13 protein-coding genes and 1 pseudogene are annotated in these 16,396 nt (G+C 60.7%); 3 read left to right on the top strand and 11 right to left on the bottom strand.

Annotated features, from left to right (window positions below; genetic code table 11):
* Positions 1 to 23 precede the first annotated feature (23 nt).
* Positions 24 to 269 (top strand): annotated as a pseudogene (locus LJX92_RS10025) (PaaI family thioesterase); the annotation flags it as partial.
* A 245-nt stretch (positions 270 to 514) separates the two neighbouring features.
* Here LJX92_RS10025 and LJX92_RS10030 read toward each other — a convergent pair.
* Genes LJX92_RS10030 through LJX92_RS10040 form a run of 3 tightly spaced genes read right to left on the bottom strand, consistent with a single transcriptional unit; the run spans position 515 to position 3,097 of the window.
* Positions 515 to 1,696, bottom strand: a complete 1,182-nt coding sequence (locus tag LJX92_RS10030; protein ID WP_148854150.1) for an acetyl-CoA C-acetyltransferase — start codon at positions 1,694 to 1,696, stop codon at positions 515 to 517.
* A gap of 11 nt (positions 1,697 to 1,707) precedes the next feature.
* A complete protein-coding gene (locus LJX92_RS10035; RefSeq protein WP_005786928.1) occupies positions 1,708 to 2,367 on the bottom strand; it encodes a CoA transferase subunit B in 660 nt (219 codons plus the stop codon).
* Between the two features lie 31 nt (positions 2,368 to 2,398).
* Positions 2,399 to 3,097 carry a CoA transferase subunit A gene (locus LJX92_RS10040; RefSeq protein WP_010211319.1) on the bottom strand — a complete coding sequence of 233 codons (699 nt, stop codon included), beginning with the start codon at positions 3,095 to 3,097 and terminating at the stop codon, positions 2,399 to 2,401.
* Between the two features lie 133 nt (positions 3,098 to 3,230).
* On the opposite strand from LJX92_RS10040, the gene LJX92_RS10045 reads away from it, so the two are divergent.
* Positions 3,231 to 4,133, top strand: coding sequence for a LysR family transcriptional regulator (locus LJX92_RS10045; RefSeq protein ID WP_032876764.1), 903 nt, complete (start codon positions 3,231 to 3,233; stop codon positions 4,131 to 4,133).
* Positions 4,134 to 4,188: 55 nt separating this feature from the next.
* Here LJX92_RS10045 and LJX92_RS10050 read toward each other — a convergent pair whose 3' ends face one another.
* From LJX92_RS10050 to LJX92_RS10075, 6 genes are all read right to left on the bottom strand, one after another.
* Positions 4,189 to 4,518 (bottom strand): hypothetical protein, encoded by a 330-nt coding sequence (locus LJX92_RS10050; RefSeq protein WP_003190335.1) that lies wholly within the window; start codon positions 4,516 to 4,518, stop codon positions 4,189 to 4,191.
* A 469-nt stretch (positions 4,519 to 4,987) separates the two neighbouring features.
* Complete coding sequence (locus LJX92_RS10055; RefSeq protein WP_216091029.1) at positions 4,988 to 5,842, bottom strand: NAD-dependent protein deacetylase; 855 nt, start codon at positions 5,840 to 5,842, stop codon at positions 4,988 to 4,990.
* Between the two features lie 8 nt (positions 5,843 to 5,850).
* Complete coding sequence (locus tag LJX92_RS10060) at positions 5,851 to 6,291, bottom strand: CBS domain-containing protein (RefSeq protein ID WP_228309687.1); 441 nt, start codon at positions 6,289 to 6,291, stop codon at positions 5,851 to 5,853.
* A 130-nt stretch (positions 6,292 to 6,421) separates the two neighbouring features.
* Positions 6,422 to 8,371, bottom strand: a complete 1,950-nt coding sequence (locus LJX92_RS10065) for a DNA topoisomerase III (protein ID WP_228309688.1) — start codon at positions 8,369 to 8,371, stop codon at positions 6,422 to 6,424.
* Between the two features lie 167 nt (positions 8,372 to 8,538).
* Complete coding sequence (locus LJX92_RS10070; protein WP_148854146.1) at positions 8,539 to 10,161, bottom strand: MFS transporter; 1,623 nt, start codon at positions 10,159 to 10,161, stop codon at positions 8,539 to 8,541.
* A gap of 88 nt (positions 10,162 to 10,249) precedes the next feature.
* Entirely contained in the window at positions 10,250 to 11,917 is a 1,668-nt protein-coding gene (locus tag LJX92_RS10075; protein WP_228309689.1) for a GMC family oxidoreductase, read from the bottom strand.
* Between the two features lie 129 nt (positions 11,918 to 12,046).
* Between LJX92_RS10075 and LJX92_RS10080 the strand changes: the two genes are divergently transcribed.
* Positions 12,047 to 12,940 carry a LysR family transcriptional regulator gene (locus tag LJX92_RS10080; protein WP_148854144.1) on the top strand — a complete coding sequence of 298 codons (894 nt, stop codon included), beginning with the start codon at positions 12,047 to 12,049 and terminating at the stop codon, positions 12,938 to 12,940.
* A gap of 71 nt (positions 12,941 to 13,011) precedes the next feature.
* On the opposite strand, the gene LJX92_RS10085 is transcribed toward LJX92_RS10080, so the two are convergent.
* On the bottom strand, positions 13,012 to 14,871 hold the full coding sequence (locus LJX92_RS10085) for a DUF3857 domain-containing transglutaminase family protein (protein WP_223018804.1): 1,860 nt from the start codon (positions 14,869 to 14,871) through the stop codon (positions 13,012 to 13,014).
* 178 nt (positions 14,872 to 15,049) lie between these two features.
* Entirely contained in the window at positions 15,050 to 16,396 is a 1,347-nt protein-coding gene (locus tag LJX92_RS10090) for a glutamine synthetase family protein (protein WP_103735347.1), read from the bottom strand.

Raw genomic sequence — 16,396 nt, forward strand, 5'->3', positions numbered from 1 at the left:
GCAAAGCATTGCCGGGGATTTGCCTGGCCGATATTGGAATGGGATACGCCATGGCGTTTTCCAGTGAGCCACCGCTGCCGTTGATTACTGCCAGCATGACCTTGGACTACCTGGGCGCCGTGCAGGTGGGGGAGTGGATGGTGGTACGTTTGGAAAGCCACAAGCGCGGGCGGCAGATGGCGTTTGCGACGCTGAGTTTGCAAGTGCAGGAGCGCATTTTGCTGCGTGCGAGTGCGGTGTTTGCGGTGCCACAGGGTGACAGGCAATGAGATCAAATGTGGGAGCTGGCTTGCCTGCGATAGCGGTGTATCAGTCAGCAATAATTTGACTGACACACCGCTATCGCAGGCAAGCCAGCTCCCACCGTCTGACCGAGTGCTTACAGGTAGGGAATCGATAAAAGAAAAGGCCTGGCTTTTCGTGGAACCGGGCCTTTTCTGTGTTGCTCTTATTGGCATGGGGCTACTACGCAGCCCAACGGGAGCAAGCTCCCTCGCCACAATAGCGATCCGATTCAGTTGCGTTCGAGTGCCAGGGCCACGCCTTGGCCGCCGCCGATGCACAGCGTCGCCAAACCTTTTTTGGCGTCGCGCTTGATCATTTCATGCAGCAGGGTCACCAGCACGCGGCAGCCTGAGGCGCCAATCGGGTGGCCGATGGCGATAGCGCCGCCGTTGACGTTGACTTTATCGGCGTCCCATTCCAGCTCTTTGCCCACTGCCAAAGATTGCGCAGCGAAGGCTTCGTTGGCTTCGATCAGGTCCAGGTCTGCCAACTGCCAGCCGGCTTTGTCCAGGCAGCGGCGAGTGGCCGATACCGGACCGATGCCCATGATGGCCGGGTCCACGCCCGCATTGGCGTAGCTGGCGATACGCGCAAGTACTGGCAAGCCGAGGGCGCGGGCTTTGTCGGCGCTCATCAGCAGCACGGCGGCGGCGCCGTCGTTGAGGCTGGAGGCGTTGCCGGCGGTGACGCTGCCGTCTTTCTTGAACGCCGGCTTGAGCTTGGCCAGGGACTCGGCCGTGGTACCGGCGCGGGGTTGTTCGTCCACCGCGAAAGCCACCGGGTCGCCTTTGCGCTGGGGAATCAGGATCGGGGTGATCTCGTCGGCAAAACGTCCGGCCTCAATGGCAGCGGCGGCTTTTTGCTGGGAGGCGGCGGCGAACGCATCCTGGGCTTCACGGCTGATGCCGTACTTGTCTACCAGGTTCTCGGCGGTGATGCCCATGTGGTAGTCGTTGAATGCGTCCCACAGGCCGTCGGTGATCATGCTGTCGATCATCTTCGCGTGGCCCATGCGCAAACCGGTGCGCGCGGCGGGTAGTACGTAGGGTGCCAGGCTCATGTTTTCCATGCCGCCGGCAATGATCACCTCGGCGTCGCCGCAACGAATGGCCTGTGCGCCCAGGTGCAGGGCCTTGAGGCCCGAGCCGCAAACCTTGTTCAGGGTCAGGCTCGGCACGGCGTGGGGCAGGCCGGCGAGGATCGAAGCCTGGCGCGCCGGGTTCTGGCCGCTGCCTGCAGTGAGCACCTGGCCGAGGATCACTTCATCGACTTGGGCCGGGTCCAGGCCGGTCTGCTCCAGCAGGCGACGGATCACGGCGGCACCCAGTTCCGGGGCCGGGATGTTCGCCAGCGAACCTTGGAAGCTGCCCACGGCGGTGCGGGTGGCAGCAACAATCACGACGTCTTGCATGGAATCTGTCCTCACTGGAAGTGCATTTCTGGAACGTGGTCCGGGACGATCAGTTTACCGGCGGTCTTGCTCACAATCTCTTCAACACTGACGCCAGGTGCGCGTTCCTTGAGGACAAAAGCGCCATTTTCGATTTCCAGGTACGCCAGGTCCGTGAGCACACGCTTGATGCAGTTGGCGCCGGTCAGCGGCAGGCTGCATTGGCTGAGCAACTTGGACTCACCGTCTTTGGACGCGTGGGTCATGATCACGATGATATTTTCCGCACCGGCCACCAGGTCCATCGCACCGCCCATGCCCTTGACCAGCTTGCCGGGGATCATCCACGAGGCAATGTTGCCTTGTACGTCCACTTCAAACGCGCCGAGTACCGTGAGGTCGACATGCCCGCCGCGAATCATCGCGAAGGATTCGGCGGAGGAGAAGATCGAAGCACCGATGCGCGCGGTCACGGTTTGCTTGCCGGCGTTGATCATGTCGGCATCAATGGTTTCTTCGGTAGGAAACGGTCCCATGCCGAGCAGGCCGTTTTCCGATTGCAGCATCACTTCCATGCCGTCGGGGATGTAATTGGCCACCAGGGTCGGAATGCCGATGCCCAGGTTCACGTAGTAACCGTCCTGCATTTCGCGGGCGACGCGTTGAGCCATTTGTTCGCGGGTAAGAGCCATGGTTGTTTCCTCTTATTGTTCTGGACGGGGATTATTTGCGGACGGTGCGCTGTTCGATGCGCTTCTCGAAGGTGCCGCAGATGATCCGGTCGACGTAGATGCCAGGGGTGTGGATCTGCGCCGGGTCCAGCTCGCCCGGTTCGACGATTTCCTCGACTTCGACCACGGTGATCTTGCCCGCGGTGGCCGCCAGCGGGTTGAAGTTCTGGGCGGTGTGGCGGTAGATGACGTTGCCGAAGTGGTCGGCTTTCCAGCCTTTGACGATGGCGAAATCGCCGGTGATGGACTCTTCCATCAAATACGGGCGGCCGTTGAATTCGCGGGTCTCCTTGCCTTCGGCAACTGGGGTGCCGACGCCGGTGGCGGTGAAGAAGGCCGGGATGCCGGCGCCGCCTGCGCGCATTTTTTCCGCCAGGGTGCCCTGGGGGGTGAGGACTACTTCGATTTCGCCGCTGAGCAGCTGCTTCTCGAACAAGGCGTTTTCACCCACATAAGAGGCGATCACCTTGCTGATCTGTTTTTCTTCGAGCAGCACGCCCAGGCCGAAGCCATCGACGCCGCAGTTGTTGGAAACCACCGTCAGGTCGCGGGTGCCTTTGCGCTTGATCTCGGCAATGAGGTTTTCCGGAATGCCACACAGGCCAAAACCGCCGGAGAGCACGGTCATGCCGTCTTCCAGGCCTGCCAGTGCTTCTTCATAGGACGCCACGCGTTTATCGAAACCTGCCATATGCACCTCTTTTATTGTTTGTGGTCCAGCCAGTGCGTTGAGTGTTGCGCCAGTGGATTGATTTGTTAAGTTGTTTTTTAAGGTTGATTGATTTAGAAAACAGCATAGTCCAACTGCTGTCTGGAGCTGCCTCATGACCGTCAAACAGATGCGTGCCTTTCTCGCCGTTGCTCAGAGTCTGAGTTTTGCTGCTGCCTGCGAGCGCCTGCACCTTTCTCAGTCGGCACTGAGCTTGACCATCAAGGGGTTGGAAGAAGGGTTGGGCGGGCGCCTGTTCAGCCGCAATACCCGTAACGTCGCGTTGACCCCGGAAGGCGAATCGCTGTTGCCCCTGGCGCGACGGTTGATTGCCGACTGGGACAACGCCGAGGACGAACTGCGCCAGCGTTTTACCCTGCAACGCGGGCGCGTGACGGTGGCGGCCATGCCGTCGTTTGCCGGTAACCTGTTGCCGCCGATCCTGAAGATATTCCGCGCACGTTACCCTCAGGTGAACGTGACGGTGCATGACCTGATCAACGAGCAAGTGCTGGAGATGGTGCGCGACCGCCAGGTGGAGTTGGGCGTGGCATTCGAGCCGTCCGAAGGGTCATCGTTGGCATTTACGCCGTTATATCTGGATCGCTTTATCGCCGTGGTGCCAGGGGATTCGCCGTTGGCTCAGCGTGCCGAGATCGATTGGAAAACCTTGCTGGAGCAACCGTTTATCACGTTGCAACGCCCCTCCACGGTACGGGTGATGTTGGAAGAGCACCTTGGCGCCTTGCAGATGAAATTGCCCGTAGCGTTGGAAAGCCATCAACTGGCGACCGTGGGGAAGATGGTCGCCAGCGGGCTGGGCGTCAGCGCCGTGCCAGCGTTATGTGCCCGGCAGATGGAGGAGGCGGGTGCTCATTGCATTACCTTGACCGGCCCGGTGATCGAGCGGCCAATTGGCGTGTTGACCAAACCGGGCCATGAGTTGTCGGCGGCGGCGCAAGTGTTGTTCGATATTTTTCGGGATGAGGCGGGGAAGGGCAGGTTTCCAACTTTCTAACGTTATAAAAAATGCGGGAGCTGGCAAGCCAGCTCCCGCATTGATTGAGTAATACTTAGTAGTAGCGGTCGATCACTTTAACTTGCGAGCTGTCTTTGAAAGATGCCCAGGCATTGTTGAGTGTATCGAACACCTGCTCGATAAAGTTTCGATCAGCCGCAGCCTTCTTTCCGACATAGCCCTGGCCACGGCGGTACATCTTCAGGCGCGCCGCCAGTTCACGGTTATTGCGGTCGAACTCGGCTTCTTCGGTATGGGGCGCCAGGCAGTCAATTTGCACTTCGCCCGATTTGCCAATCCACAGGATATGGTCGTCGAGTGTGTCTTTCTGCGCTGCGAACATCTCAGCCAATTCATCGATAGTTGGTTGGTTGTTCAGATTCATGTGTAAGCCCCTTGACCAGTTGGCGATCTATCAATTGATTCGTTAAAACTGCGTAGTTGTCTCCGGTTCCGAAAACCGGGCGTCAGTGACGGTCTGCCGAATACGGGCAGGGTCTTGAACCTGATGCATGTAGTCTTGCTGATGAACTGCTACGCAACGCTTTCATAACGAAGACAAGCAGCGTTTTAGCTCCTTGTACCGGACCCTTTCGGGGCTGGTCAGCTTCATCAATCTGCCTTGTGGGCAGTGCACATCCGGAAAAACAGCTCGGCGGTCAGACGAGCCTGTTCAAAACGCTTGTTACCAACGCTCCCGATCCGGGAGACGTCTAGATCATGCAAGGACAAAAAGGTTACGTCAACGATTATGTAGTGATTATTTTTGATCACTACATAATTTGTTGTGGGGGCGGGGGAATGCGGGAAAACGTGACTTGGGCGTCATTTTTTGGAGGTGCAGGTCGGGCGTTTCAACCCTCCTGTAGGAGCCGGTCGACGAGCAACGGCAGTAGCTGCTCGCAGGAGGCCTGGATTTTAACCTGCAGCAGCTCATCCCCGCGTGTCTTGCCCAGATTGATCGCAATCACCGGCTTACGCTGCTCGACCATGGCCTTGCACAATCGGAACGCCGAATAGGCCATCAGTGACGACCCCACCACCAGCAGGCCCTCAGCGTGTTCTACCGCCGCCATCGCCTTCAGCGCCGTCGCCGGTGCGACATTCTCGCCAAAGAACACCACGTCAGGTTTGAGCCGCTCGCCGTTGCAATGGGGGCAGTGGGGCACCTGGAAGTGTTGTTCAAATGCCGGATCGAGCAAGGTGTCGCCATCCGGCGCTTGCACGGCGTGAACCTGCGCCATATGCGGGTTATCAACTTCCATTTGCCGCTGGATCACATCGCGCTCGCTGCGCAGTTGGCAATCCAGGCACAGCACCCGATGCAAGCTGCCGTGCAACTCGATCACGTCATGGCTGCCGGCCTGGTCATGCAGGGTGTCGACGTTCTGCGTGATCAGCCCGCTGATATGGCCATGGTGTTGCAGTGTCGCCAGTGCCAGGTGAGCCTTGTTCGGCTGCGCAATGCGCACACGCGGCCAACCCAGCATCGCCCGCGCCCAGTAACGGCGTCGCGCATCCGGGGTGGCAAGAAATTCCTGGTACATCATCGGTGCTTTGCCCCGGCGTACACCTTCACTGTCGCGGTAATCCGGGATGCCCGACGAGGTGCTGATGCCTGCGCCGGTCAAGGCTAAAAAGCGTCGTTCAGCCATAGCCCGGTGCAGGATTTCGAGGTGGTCTGCCTGATGTTCCAGCGTGTCGAGCATGGGGTCTCCTATTCGCCGCGGATGTATTGCTCCAGCTGTTTGATCAGATCAGCCTGTTCGGCGATGGCTTCCTTCACCAAGTCACCGATGGACAGCAGGCCCAACAGTTTGCCGTCTTCGACCACCGGCAGGTGGCGCAGGTGACTGTCGGTCATGATGTTCATGCATTCCTCGACACTTTTATGGGTGTCGACGGTGATGACGGGAGAGCTCATAACATCGTCGACCCGAGTGGTCACCGACGACAGGCCTTTGAGAATGAGTTTACGTGCGTAATCACGCTCGCTGATGATCCCTACGACTACACCTTCCTTGACGACTGGCAAGGCTCCGACGTTTTTCTCCGACATCCGCACCAGCGCTTCGAACACCGTGTGGTCCCATTGAATGGTGTGGACGTCCTGGTTTTTCTGATCCTTGGCTTTGAGCAATTGTGCGACGGTTTTCATGGCGGCCACTCCGGTGTTGTTCTTAGGTAGTCAGGGTCCCCTAAAGAATCCTAGACGGCCTGCGGCAGGGCAAGACCCAAAGCGGCGTTAAACCTGTCGAAAAACGTCATTTGCCGGATTTTTACGCGTTCTAGCCCGCCGTTGTCGGTTTCTTTGTGCGCTTTGGACTGGTCGCAGCCTTGCGTGGAGCGCTCTTGCGTTTCTTCTTCCAGGGCGTGGCACCTCGACCTGCCGGGCTGGCGGGGCCGGTGATGGTCATGCGCATACCGTTACAGCGCGCCACCTGCTTGCTCATCCACGCCGCCTGCTTGGCAACGAATTCTTCCAGGCTCATTTCGCCGCTTTGCACCATGTCCAGCGCTTGTTCCCAGATGGCGGTGGTGCCTGGGTCGGCAATGGCGCGGGGCACCGCGTCAATCAGGCTGAACGCGGCTGGGGTTGCCGACAGGGCTTTGCCGTTTTTCACCAGGTAACCGCGGTCCAGCAAGCCCTGGATGATCCCGGCGCGAGTGGCTTCGGTGCCGATGCCGGTGGTGTCCTTGAGCTTTTGCTTGAGCAGCGGGTCTTGCACCAGTTTGGCGACGTTTTTCATCGCCTTGATCAGGTCGCCTTCGGTAAAGGGCTTGGGTGGTTGGGTCCACAGGTCCTTGAGGTTGACCTTGGCCACGGCGTAGTCCTGGCCCTGCACCAGCGTCGGAAAGGCCTGGGGCGCAGGCGCTTCACGGCCTTTGGCGGGCGCCAGTGCCTCGGGCAATGCGCGTTTCCAGCCGGCTTCGATGATGACCTTGCCCACCGCACGCAACGCCTGGCCGGCACAGTCGAAATCTGCCTGGGTGCGGTCGTATTCATGGTTGGGCAGGAACTGCGCCAGGTAGCGCGCGCGTATCAAGGTGTAGACCGCACGGTGCTTGCCGGTCAGTTGGCTTAAATCCTTGCCCGCCCCAGTGGGGATGATGCCGTGGTGGGCGCTGACCTTGGCGTCATTCCAGGCCCGCGAGCGGCGTTGAGGGTCGATGTGCGGCATCAATTCGTTGACCGCCGCATCCGCACGGCCCAGCGCCGAGAGGATCTTTGGCGCCTCACTGTGCTGGCTCAACGGCAGGTAGCCGCAATCGCTGCGCGGGTAGGTGATGACCTTATGAGTTTCGTAGAGGGATTGGGCAATATCCAGGGTTTCCTGGGCGCCCAGGCCGAGCTTTTTGGAACAGATTTCCTGCAGTGTGCCGAGGTCAAAGGGCAGGGGGGCGACTTCGCGCATGCGTTCGGTGCGCAGCTTTACCAGCCGCGCCGCGTTCGCGTTGCCCATGGCGTCGGCAGCGTCCCGCGCCAGTTGCGGGTTGAGGCAACGGCCCTGATCATCGCAGGCATCTTCATTGGCGCGCCACTGGGCGGTGAAGGTCATGCTTTCGTGACGCAGGTCGACATCAATGGCCCAATACGCCACCGGTACGAAATCGGCGATGCTGCGATCACGGTCCACCACCAGGCGCAGGGTCGGGGTTTGCACCCGGCCTACTGGCAATACGCCCTGATAGCCGGATTGGCGCCCCAGTAGGGTAAACAGGCGGCTCATGTTCATACCGATCAGCCAGTCGGCGCGGGAGCGGCCCAGGGCCGAGTGATACAGGCTGAAGGTTTCGGCGCCCGGCTTGAGCGCCGCCAGGGCCTTGCGAATGGAGGCCTCGTCCAGTGCCGACAGCCATAGCCGCTGGATCGGCCCACGGTAGCGGCAATGCTCCACCAGTTCACGGGCGATCATCTCGCCCTCACGGTCAGCATCGGTGGCGATCACCAGCTCCTGGGCTTCCCCCAGCAAGCGCTTGACCGCCTTGTACTGGCTGGCGGTCTTGGGCTTGACCAGCATCTTCCATTTTTCCGGAACGATCGGCAGGTCTGCCAGCACCCAGCGTTTGTATTTGGCGTCGTAGGCGTCGGGCGGGGCGGTTTCCAACAGGTGCCCGATGCACCAGGTGACAGTAACCCCATTGCCCAGCCAGCAGCCGTCGCCGCGGCGTGTGGCGCCGAGCACGGCCGCGATATCCTTGGCCTGGGAGGGTTTTTCACAGAGGTACAGCCGCATGGTCATCACATCAGATCGGGTTGATGCCTTGCAGGATGCTTAGTCAGAAGGATTTGAGCAACCATTATCTGTATGGATGTACAGCAATTTGTGTGAGCAACAACAACCAAAATGTGGGAGGGGGGGCTTGCTCCCTCCCACAAGGGATCTTCGGTGTTCAAACGAACTCAGTTGTTATCGATATCCACATGCCGGGTTTCTTTGAGGCAGAACAAACCGACGATCAAGCTCACCCCAGTCACCACCACCGGGTACCACAGGCCATAGAAGATATCGCCGGTGTACACCACCAGGGCAAAGGATACGGTCGGCAGGAACCCGCCAAACCAGCCGTTGCCGATATGGTAGGGCAGGGACATCGACGTGTAGCGGATACGCGTCGGAAACAGCTCCACCATCAGCGCCGCCAATGGCCCGTAGCACATGGCCGCGATCAGGATCAGCACGACGATCAGCACCACCACCATCACCTTGTTGACCTGGGCCACGTCCGCCGAAGACGGGTAGCCGGCCAGGGTCACGGCGCCACGCAGTGCCGCCTCGTCAAAGCCGTCGATGCGCACATCGCCCACGCTCACCTGCACCGGGCTGCCTGCCGGAGCGGCGGCACTGCTGTAGGGCAGGCCCTGCTTGACCAGGAAGGTCTTGACCTTGTCGCATGGGCTGTCAAAACGCGCCTTGCCCACCGGGTCGAACTGGAAAGTACAGGTGGCCGGGTCGGCCAGCACGGTAATCGGCGCCTGTCGGCTGGCCTGGTCCATCGCTGGGTTGGTGTAGTGCGCCAGGCCCTTGAAGATCGGGAAGTACAGCGCGGTCGCCAGCAGCAGGCCGAGCATCAGCACCGGCTTGCGCCCGACCTTGTCCGACAGCCAGCCAAACAGGATAAAGAACGGCGCGCCAATCACCACGCTGATGATCAGCAACATATTGGCCAGGGCCGGGTCCATGCGCAGGAACTGGGTCAGGAAGAACAGCACATAGAACTGCGCCGCGTAAAAGGTCACGGCCTGCCCGCCGTTGATACTGAACAGCGCGATCAATACGACCTTGAGGTTTTCCCATTTACCGAACGATTCGCGGATCGGCGCCTTGCTGGCCTTGCCTTCTTCTTTCATTTTCAGGAAGGCCGGCGACTCGTGCAGGCTCATGCGGATCCAGGTCGAGATGCCCAGCAGCACGATGGAAAACAGGAACGGAATGCGCCAGCCCCACACTTCGAACTGATCGCCAGTGAAGTAACGGCAGGCCAGCACCACCAGCAACGACAGCAGCAGGCCGAGGGTGGCGGTGGATTGAATCCAGCTGGTATGCAGGCCGCGCTTGCCGGGTGGCGCATGTTCGGCCACATAGGTGGCCGCGCCGCCGTACTCGCCGCCCAGCGCCAGGCCCTGCAACATACGCAGTACGATCAGGATGATCGGTGCGGCGATGCCGATGCTGGCGTAGGTCGGCAGCAGCCCGACGCAGAAGGTTGCCACGCCCATCAAAATGATGGTGACCAGGAAGGTGTACTTGCGCCCGATCATGTCGCCCAGGCGGCCGAACACCAATGCTCCGAACGGGCGCACCACGAAGCCTGCGGCGAAGGCCATCAAGGCAAAGATAAACGCAGTGGTGTCGTTGACCCCGGCAAAGAACTGCTTGCTGATCACCGCCGCCAGGGCGCCGTAGAGGAAAAAGTCATACCACTCGAACACCGTCCCCAGGGACGAGGCGAAGATGACTTTTCTTGATTCGCTGGCAGTGCCTGCACTGGCCGCCGAGCCCAGGGGTTGAGCATGTTCTGACATTGGGTGTCCCTCACAGTGATTATTTATTGTTGTCCCACTGTCGGCGCCAACTTCGGCGCCGCTGTTTTTCTTCATATATCGTCAACGATTACGCGGGGTGCCCTGCGGTGCGCGGTGCGGGTGGGTTTTTCGCGAGCAAGCTCGCGCCTACAGTGTTCGGTGAAAGGATCAACTGCGCAGCCTTCTCTGCGATCATCAGCGTCGGTGAGCAGGTATTGCCGGAGGTGATGCGCGGCATGATCGACGCATCGGCAATGCGCAGCCCGGGAATGCCATGCACACGCAGTTGGCTGTCGACCACGGCGTCCTTGTCATCGCCCATGCGGCAGGTGCCCACCGGGTGGAAAATGGTGGTGCCGATGCGTGCCGCGGCTTCGTGCAGTTGTGCTTCGGTTTGCAGCGCATCGCCAGGCAGGTATTCCACCGGTTTGAACTGGCTCAAGGCGGGCGCGGCGACGATGCGCCGGGTCAGGCGGATGGCGTCGGCGGCCACGCGCAAGTCCTCGGGGTGGCTGAGGTAGTTGGGTTGTATGAGCGGGGCATCCGCCGGGTTGGCCGAGCGAATATCCACGCGGCCGCGGCTTTGCGGGCGCAGGTCGCAGACCGACGCGGTAAACGCCGGGAAGCCGTGCAACGGTTCGCCAAAGCGCTCCAGGGACAGCGGCTGCACATGGTATTCAAGGTTGGCCGACGTCTGCTCCGGCCCGGAGCGGGCAAATGCGCCAAGCTGGCTGGGCGCCATCGACAGCGGACCGCTGCGGTCGTACAGGTAGCGCAGGCCCATGCCCATCTTGCCCCACAGCGTGCCGGCGATCTGGTTCAGGGTACGTGCATTTTCCAGTTTGTAGATCAGGCGCAGTTGCAGGTGATCTTGCAGGTTGCCGCCCACGCCCGGCAGTTCATGCACCACATCAATGCCCAACGGTTTGAGCACGTTGGTGGGGCCGATCCCGGAACGCTGCAGAATGCCCGGCGAGCCCACGGCACCGGCGCACAATATGATCTCCTTGCGCGCTTTCCAGCTGAGCTGTCGGCCGTGTTGGCGCCCGCCAACCTGGGAGGCTCGGCCGTTTTCCAGCAGCACACGGTCGACCTCCACCTCCGTCAACACAGTCAGGTTGGGGCGTTGGCGGATCGGCTTGAGAAACGCCTTCGCCGCATTCCAGCGCACCCCGGCCTTCTGGTTGACCTGGAAGTAGCCGCAGCCTTCGTTGTCGCCCTGGTTGAAATCATTGATGTTGGCGATGCCGCTCTGGGCTGCCGCCTCACGAAACGCATCGAGGATTGGCCACGACAGGCGCTGCTGCTCGACGCGCCACTCGCCACCATCGCTGTGGAATTCCGAGCCACCGGCAAAGTGGTTTTCGCTGTGTTTGAACAGCGGCAACACATCGTTCCAGGCCCAGCCCGGGTTGCCTGCTGCCGCCCAGCCGTCGTAGTCCTGGGCTTGGCCGCGCATGTAGATCATGCCGTTGATGGACGAGCAGCCGCCGAGCACTTTGCCCCGTGGGTAGCTCAGGGCGCGACCTTGCAGGCCGGCTTGCGCCTCGGTTTTGAAGCACCAGTCGGTGCGCGGGTTGCCGATGCAGAACAGGTAGCCGACGGGGATATGGATCCAGGGGTAATTGTCGCGGCCACCGGCTTCGAGCAGCAGGACGCGGTGGGCCGGGTTGGCGGACAAACGATTGGCCAGCAGGCAACCGGCGGGGCCGGCGCCGACCACGATGTAATCGTATTCAGCAGTTGCAATGGGCATCTGGGGGCTCGCTTGTTTTTCTTGTTGGCCCCATCCTAGTTGTTAGTTTTCGTCTTAAAAATGTTAGTTTTTACCCAGCTGCTGTGCGTTTTTAAACAGCGCGGTCCGGGCTCAGGCAATGGAGGCGATATGTTCGACTGGAATGACCTGCGGTTTTTTCTCGAGTTGCAGCGCAGTGGCCGCCTGCTCACCGCCGCGCAACGCTTGAAAACCACGCATGCCACCGTGGCCCGGCATATCGAGGCCATCGAGAAAAGCCTCGGCACCGCGCTGTTTGTGCAACACGCCCAAGGCTACGAATTGACACCCGCGGGCGAGGCGCTGCTCAAACATGCCGAAGTCATGGAGAACGTGGCGCTGCTGGCCGAAGACGAACTCACCCACTCAGCCGCGCCCTTGGGCAAGATACGTCTGGGGGTGGCCGAAGGTCTGGGCGTGATGTTCCTCGCCGGGCGCATGGGCGGGTTGTTCGAGCGTTACCCAGGTCTGGAAGTGGAGCTGGTGGCCGTACCGCGTTTTGTCAGCATCCTCAATCGCGAAGCGGAGATCAGCATCCACCTGGAACGCCCCAGCGTCGATCAATTGGTGACACGCAAACTCACCGACTACCGTCTGGCGCTGTATGCCAGCCGCGCTTATCTTGCGCGCAACCCGCCGATCGAAAAGCGCGAAGACCTCGCCGCCCATGCCTGGATCGATTACGTCGATGACCTGCTGTTCAGCCAGGAACTGAAGTTCCTCAACAGCTTCTGTCGCAACCCCAAGGTGGTGTTCCACAGCACCAGCGTGATCGCCCAGCACCAGGCGGCGCGTTCGGGGTTGGGCATTGCCGTGTTGCCATGCTTTATGGCGGCGGGCGACAAGGATTTGGTGCCGTTGCTGCCGGCAGAGAGCATCCAGCGCAGCTACTGGATCAGCTCGCGCCGAGAGCTGCACAAGTCTGTGCGGTTGCGGGTGTTGTGGGATTATGTGGTGGAGTTGTGCGCGCGCGAGCAGAGTTTGCTACTCGGCGAATCCCGCTGACACACACGGACTAAAAGGTGGGAGCAGGCAAGCCAGCTCCCACATTTGGGCTGTGGTGTGTCAGGGACGGTCTAGAACTTTACTACCTGATGCACCTGCTCGGCACACGCCCGAGCCTCGTCAATCATCTTGCCGAACGCATCACTGGCCACTTCAGCATGGGTCAGCCAGCGTTTCTTCTGGCTCAGGCGATAGTGGTAGCGCAGCGAGCCATCCTGCAGTTTTCCGTCCAGGTCCAGGTCGTACCAGGGCGAGCGCACTGTGCAGCCGGGGATGGCTTTTTCCATCTTCCCGCCTGTCAGGGTGTAGGTGTAGTCGTAGGTTTCCGGGTTGCCCAGGTAAAGGTCGGCCTGTTGCCCCTGGCGGCGATAGTTGATGTAGCCCTCCCACCGGTCTTTCAACGACGGGTCGGTGTAGACATAGTCATTGGCCAGTTTTTCCAGGGCGCGCTGATCATTCATGCGCGCGGTGACGCTATAACCGTCATGCACCACAAAGCCGGTAGGTTCACGGGTGATCTGGCAGTCGCTGATGTCGTTGCCGAAGTTGGCGCAGATATTCTGGTCGGTGGCGGTGGTGCCTTGCTGGCGGTCGGCGACGCTCATTTGCATCAGCGGCAGGCGGCTGAAGGTGATAGTAGCTTTCACCGCGCCATCTCCTTCTTTGCCGTACTGCACCTGTTTGTCCAGGCGGATCGAGACTTCGGGCCGTTCCAATGGAATGTGTTCTTCGCGCACGTGGCCCAGGGCGTCGTTGACCAGCACCCAGCGGTCCTGAATGTCGGGCATGATCTGGCCCGGGGCGAAGACCGGATTGGTCGGGTCAAGCCACCACACCTGGTCATTCACTTCGGCACGCACGATGGCGTGGTTAGGCGCCTGGGTACCCGGAATCAGCAAGGAGTCGACCACATCGCCACGGCTCACCCACGCGGTCTCGGCCTTGATGCCACTGGCCTTGAGCATGGCCGTCAGCAGCGTCGCCAGGTCCTTGCAGTCGCCGTAGCCATGCTGCTCGATTTCCGCCAGGCTGAATGGCACATAACCACGCTCGCTGGCCCGCCAGTCACCCAGGTAGCGGTAGTGATCATTGATGTGCTGCATCAGCGCAGCCACTTGCTCGGCCGGTGCCAGGCTGCGTGCGGCGGCCACGGCGGCGGAGGCTTGCGCCGGCAGGTTGGCGCCGAGAATCTGGTTGTAACGCTGGGCGAAATCACCGAAGTAAGCCTGGCGTTCCACGGCGCTACCGACTTCCAGGCGTGGGATGCGCAGCAGGGCGGCAGCGGAGGATTCATTGATGTAGTTGAGGTAGATCGGGGCTTTAAGCGCCACGTCCAGGGTCTTGCCGTTGCTCGAAGGGGTCACGTTGAACGCGTCGAACATTTCACTGCGCCACTGGATCGGGCGTTCGGCGGTAAAGCGCGCCTTGAAGCGATCACGGCGGGCCGCGCCGGGGCCGAACTTGAGCACGTAATGGAACTGGGTCATCAGCGGTTTGGCCGGGTAGTGCTGGCGTACGGTGTAGCGGATCTTTGTGCCCACGCGCAAGTTGGGGAAGGCCAGGGAGGTTTGTTTGTCGCGGCTGAAGCCCTGGTCCGGGTTGGGCGCGCTGCGCGTGTCGATTTGAGTGGCCGCCAGGGGGACCGGCTTGGCGCCAGGCTGGGTGGACTGTGCGCTGATCACCTCAAAGGTATCGCCTTCGGAGTAATCGAAGTCGATGCGCGAAAGCATTTCGCGGCCGTTGGGCTTGAGGATCGTGTAGCGGTAAGTGGTGGTGCAGTCGGTACTGGCGTCGCGGTTGAAGTGGCAGTGCAATTCGGTGTCGTTGGCCAGCGGCGCTTCGGCTATAGGTTGCAGGGCAGCGCTGACGGAATGGGAAACAAGCCCCAGACTGATGGCAATCAAAGGGCGGTGAAACGAAAAACGGTACATGGGCGCCTCGGGTGACACATTGAAACAGCTACCCGGCGGGTAGCGAGAAGGCGCCGGATGATAATGGGTCTCAACGGCAAAAGCCAGGATTGTTCGACAATTTATCCGTCTGAAAGGCCCGTGCTAGAGCCTTTCTTTGATTTAAGTCAGGTTTTGGGCAAGTCAGTTTCGGTAGATTTTAAAGAAACCAGCGATATTCCCGCGCATGAATCTCTTGCTGAAAAGCCAAGTGATCCTGGCGCTTATTCTCGCAATATACATCGACAAATTCCGCGCCCAGCTTGTCGCGCACTACCGGTTGCTGCTGCATGGCGCGCACGGCGTCGAGCATCTCCACCGGGAAATCGGTACCGCTGTTACGGTCTTCGTTCAGCGATGTGATCGGCTCGCGCTTGGCCTCAAGCCCATGCTCCAGGCCCATCAGGATCGCCGCCAGCACCAGGTAGGGGTTGGCGTCGGCGCTGGCCAGGCGGTGCTCGATCCGCAGGTTGCGCGGGTCGGACTCGGGGATGCGCACGCACGCGTCACGGTCTTCAAAGCCCCAACTGGCGCGGGTGGCGGCGTTGACGGTGCCACCCAGGCGGCGCAAGGCATTGTGGTTGGGCGCGAAGATCGGCATGCAATGCGGCAGCAGCTCCAGGCAACCGGCCACGGCGTGGCGCAGCGGTTGCTGTTGATGAGCGGCAAGCAGGTTATTGCCCGCCGCGTCGTAGAGGCTGACATGCACATGCATGCCGCTGCCGGGAAATTGCAGGTAGGGCTTGGCCATGAAACTGGCGCGGTAACCGTGCTTGAGTGCCACGCCCCGGGTGCTGCGGCAGAACAGTGCGGCCCAGTCGGCGGCGCGCAAGCCGTCGTCGCAGTGGCCAAAGTTGATCTCGAACTGGCCGGGACCAATCTCGGCCGTGATCACGGTGATGTCGATACCCTGTTCCTGGGCGGTTTGCGCCATGTCGTCGAGCACTTCGCTGAAGCGCGAGAGCCGCTCGATATGCAGGTTGGGCTGGTCGTCGGCGTCACCACTGAGCGGGTCTCGGGCAAATTGCGGCAGGCCGTTGTCGAGCTTTTTATCGAACAGGTAGAACTCCAGCTCAAACGCAACCACCGGGTGGATGCCCTTGTGCTGCAAGCGTTCCAGCACCTTGGTCAATACTTCGCGGGGCTCGAACTCGATCGGCGCTGCGGTGCCGTCCGAGGTGATGAGCATTTGCCCCAAGGGCTGCGATTCCCAGCTAACCGGCTTCAATGTGCCCGGCACCAGGCGGCGATTGGCATCCGGGTCACCGTCGTTGAAGCAGTAGTCGCCAATCTTGAACAACCCGCCCTGAGCCCCCAGCAATACCGCGTTCTGCGGCAACTTCAACGGGCTGCCGGCGGCGACTTTTTCAAGCATCTCCACCGGGTAGCGCTTGCCGTAGAAATGCCCGGGAATGTCCAGGGCGATCAGGTCGACATAACGCACGTCGGGGTGGTTCTGGCGAAAGGTCCGTACTTCGGCCAGCAACGTTGCAGATGGGCTTTTCAC

The sequence above is a fragment of the Pseudomonas sp. HN8-3 genome, assembly GCF_020790195.1.
Classification (GTDB): Bacteria; Pseudomonadota; Gammaproteobacteria; order Pseudomonadales; family Pseudomonadaceae; genus Aquipseudomonas; species Aquipseudomonas synxantha_A.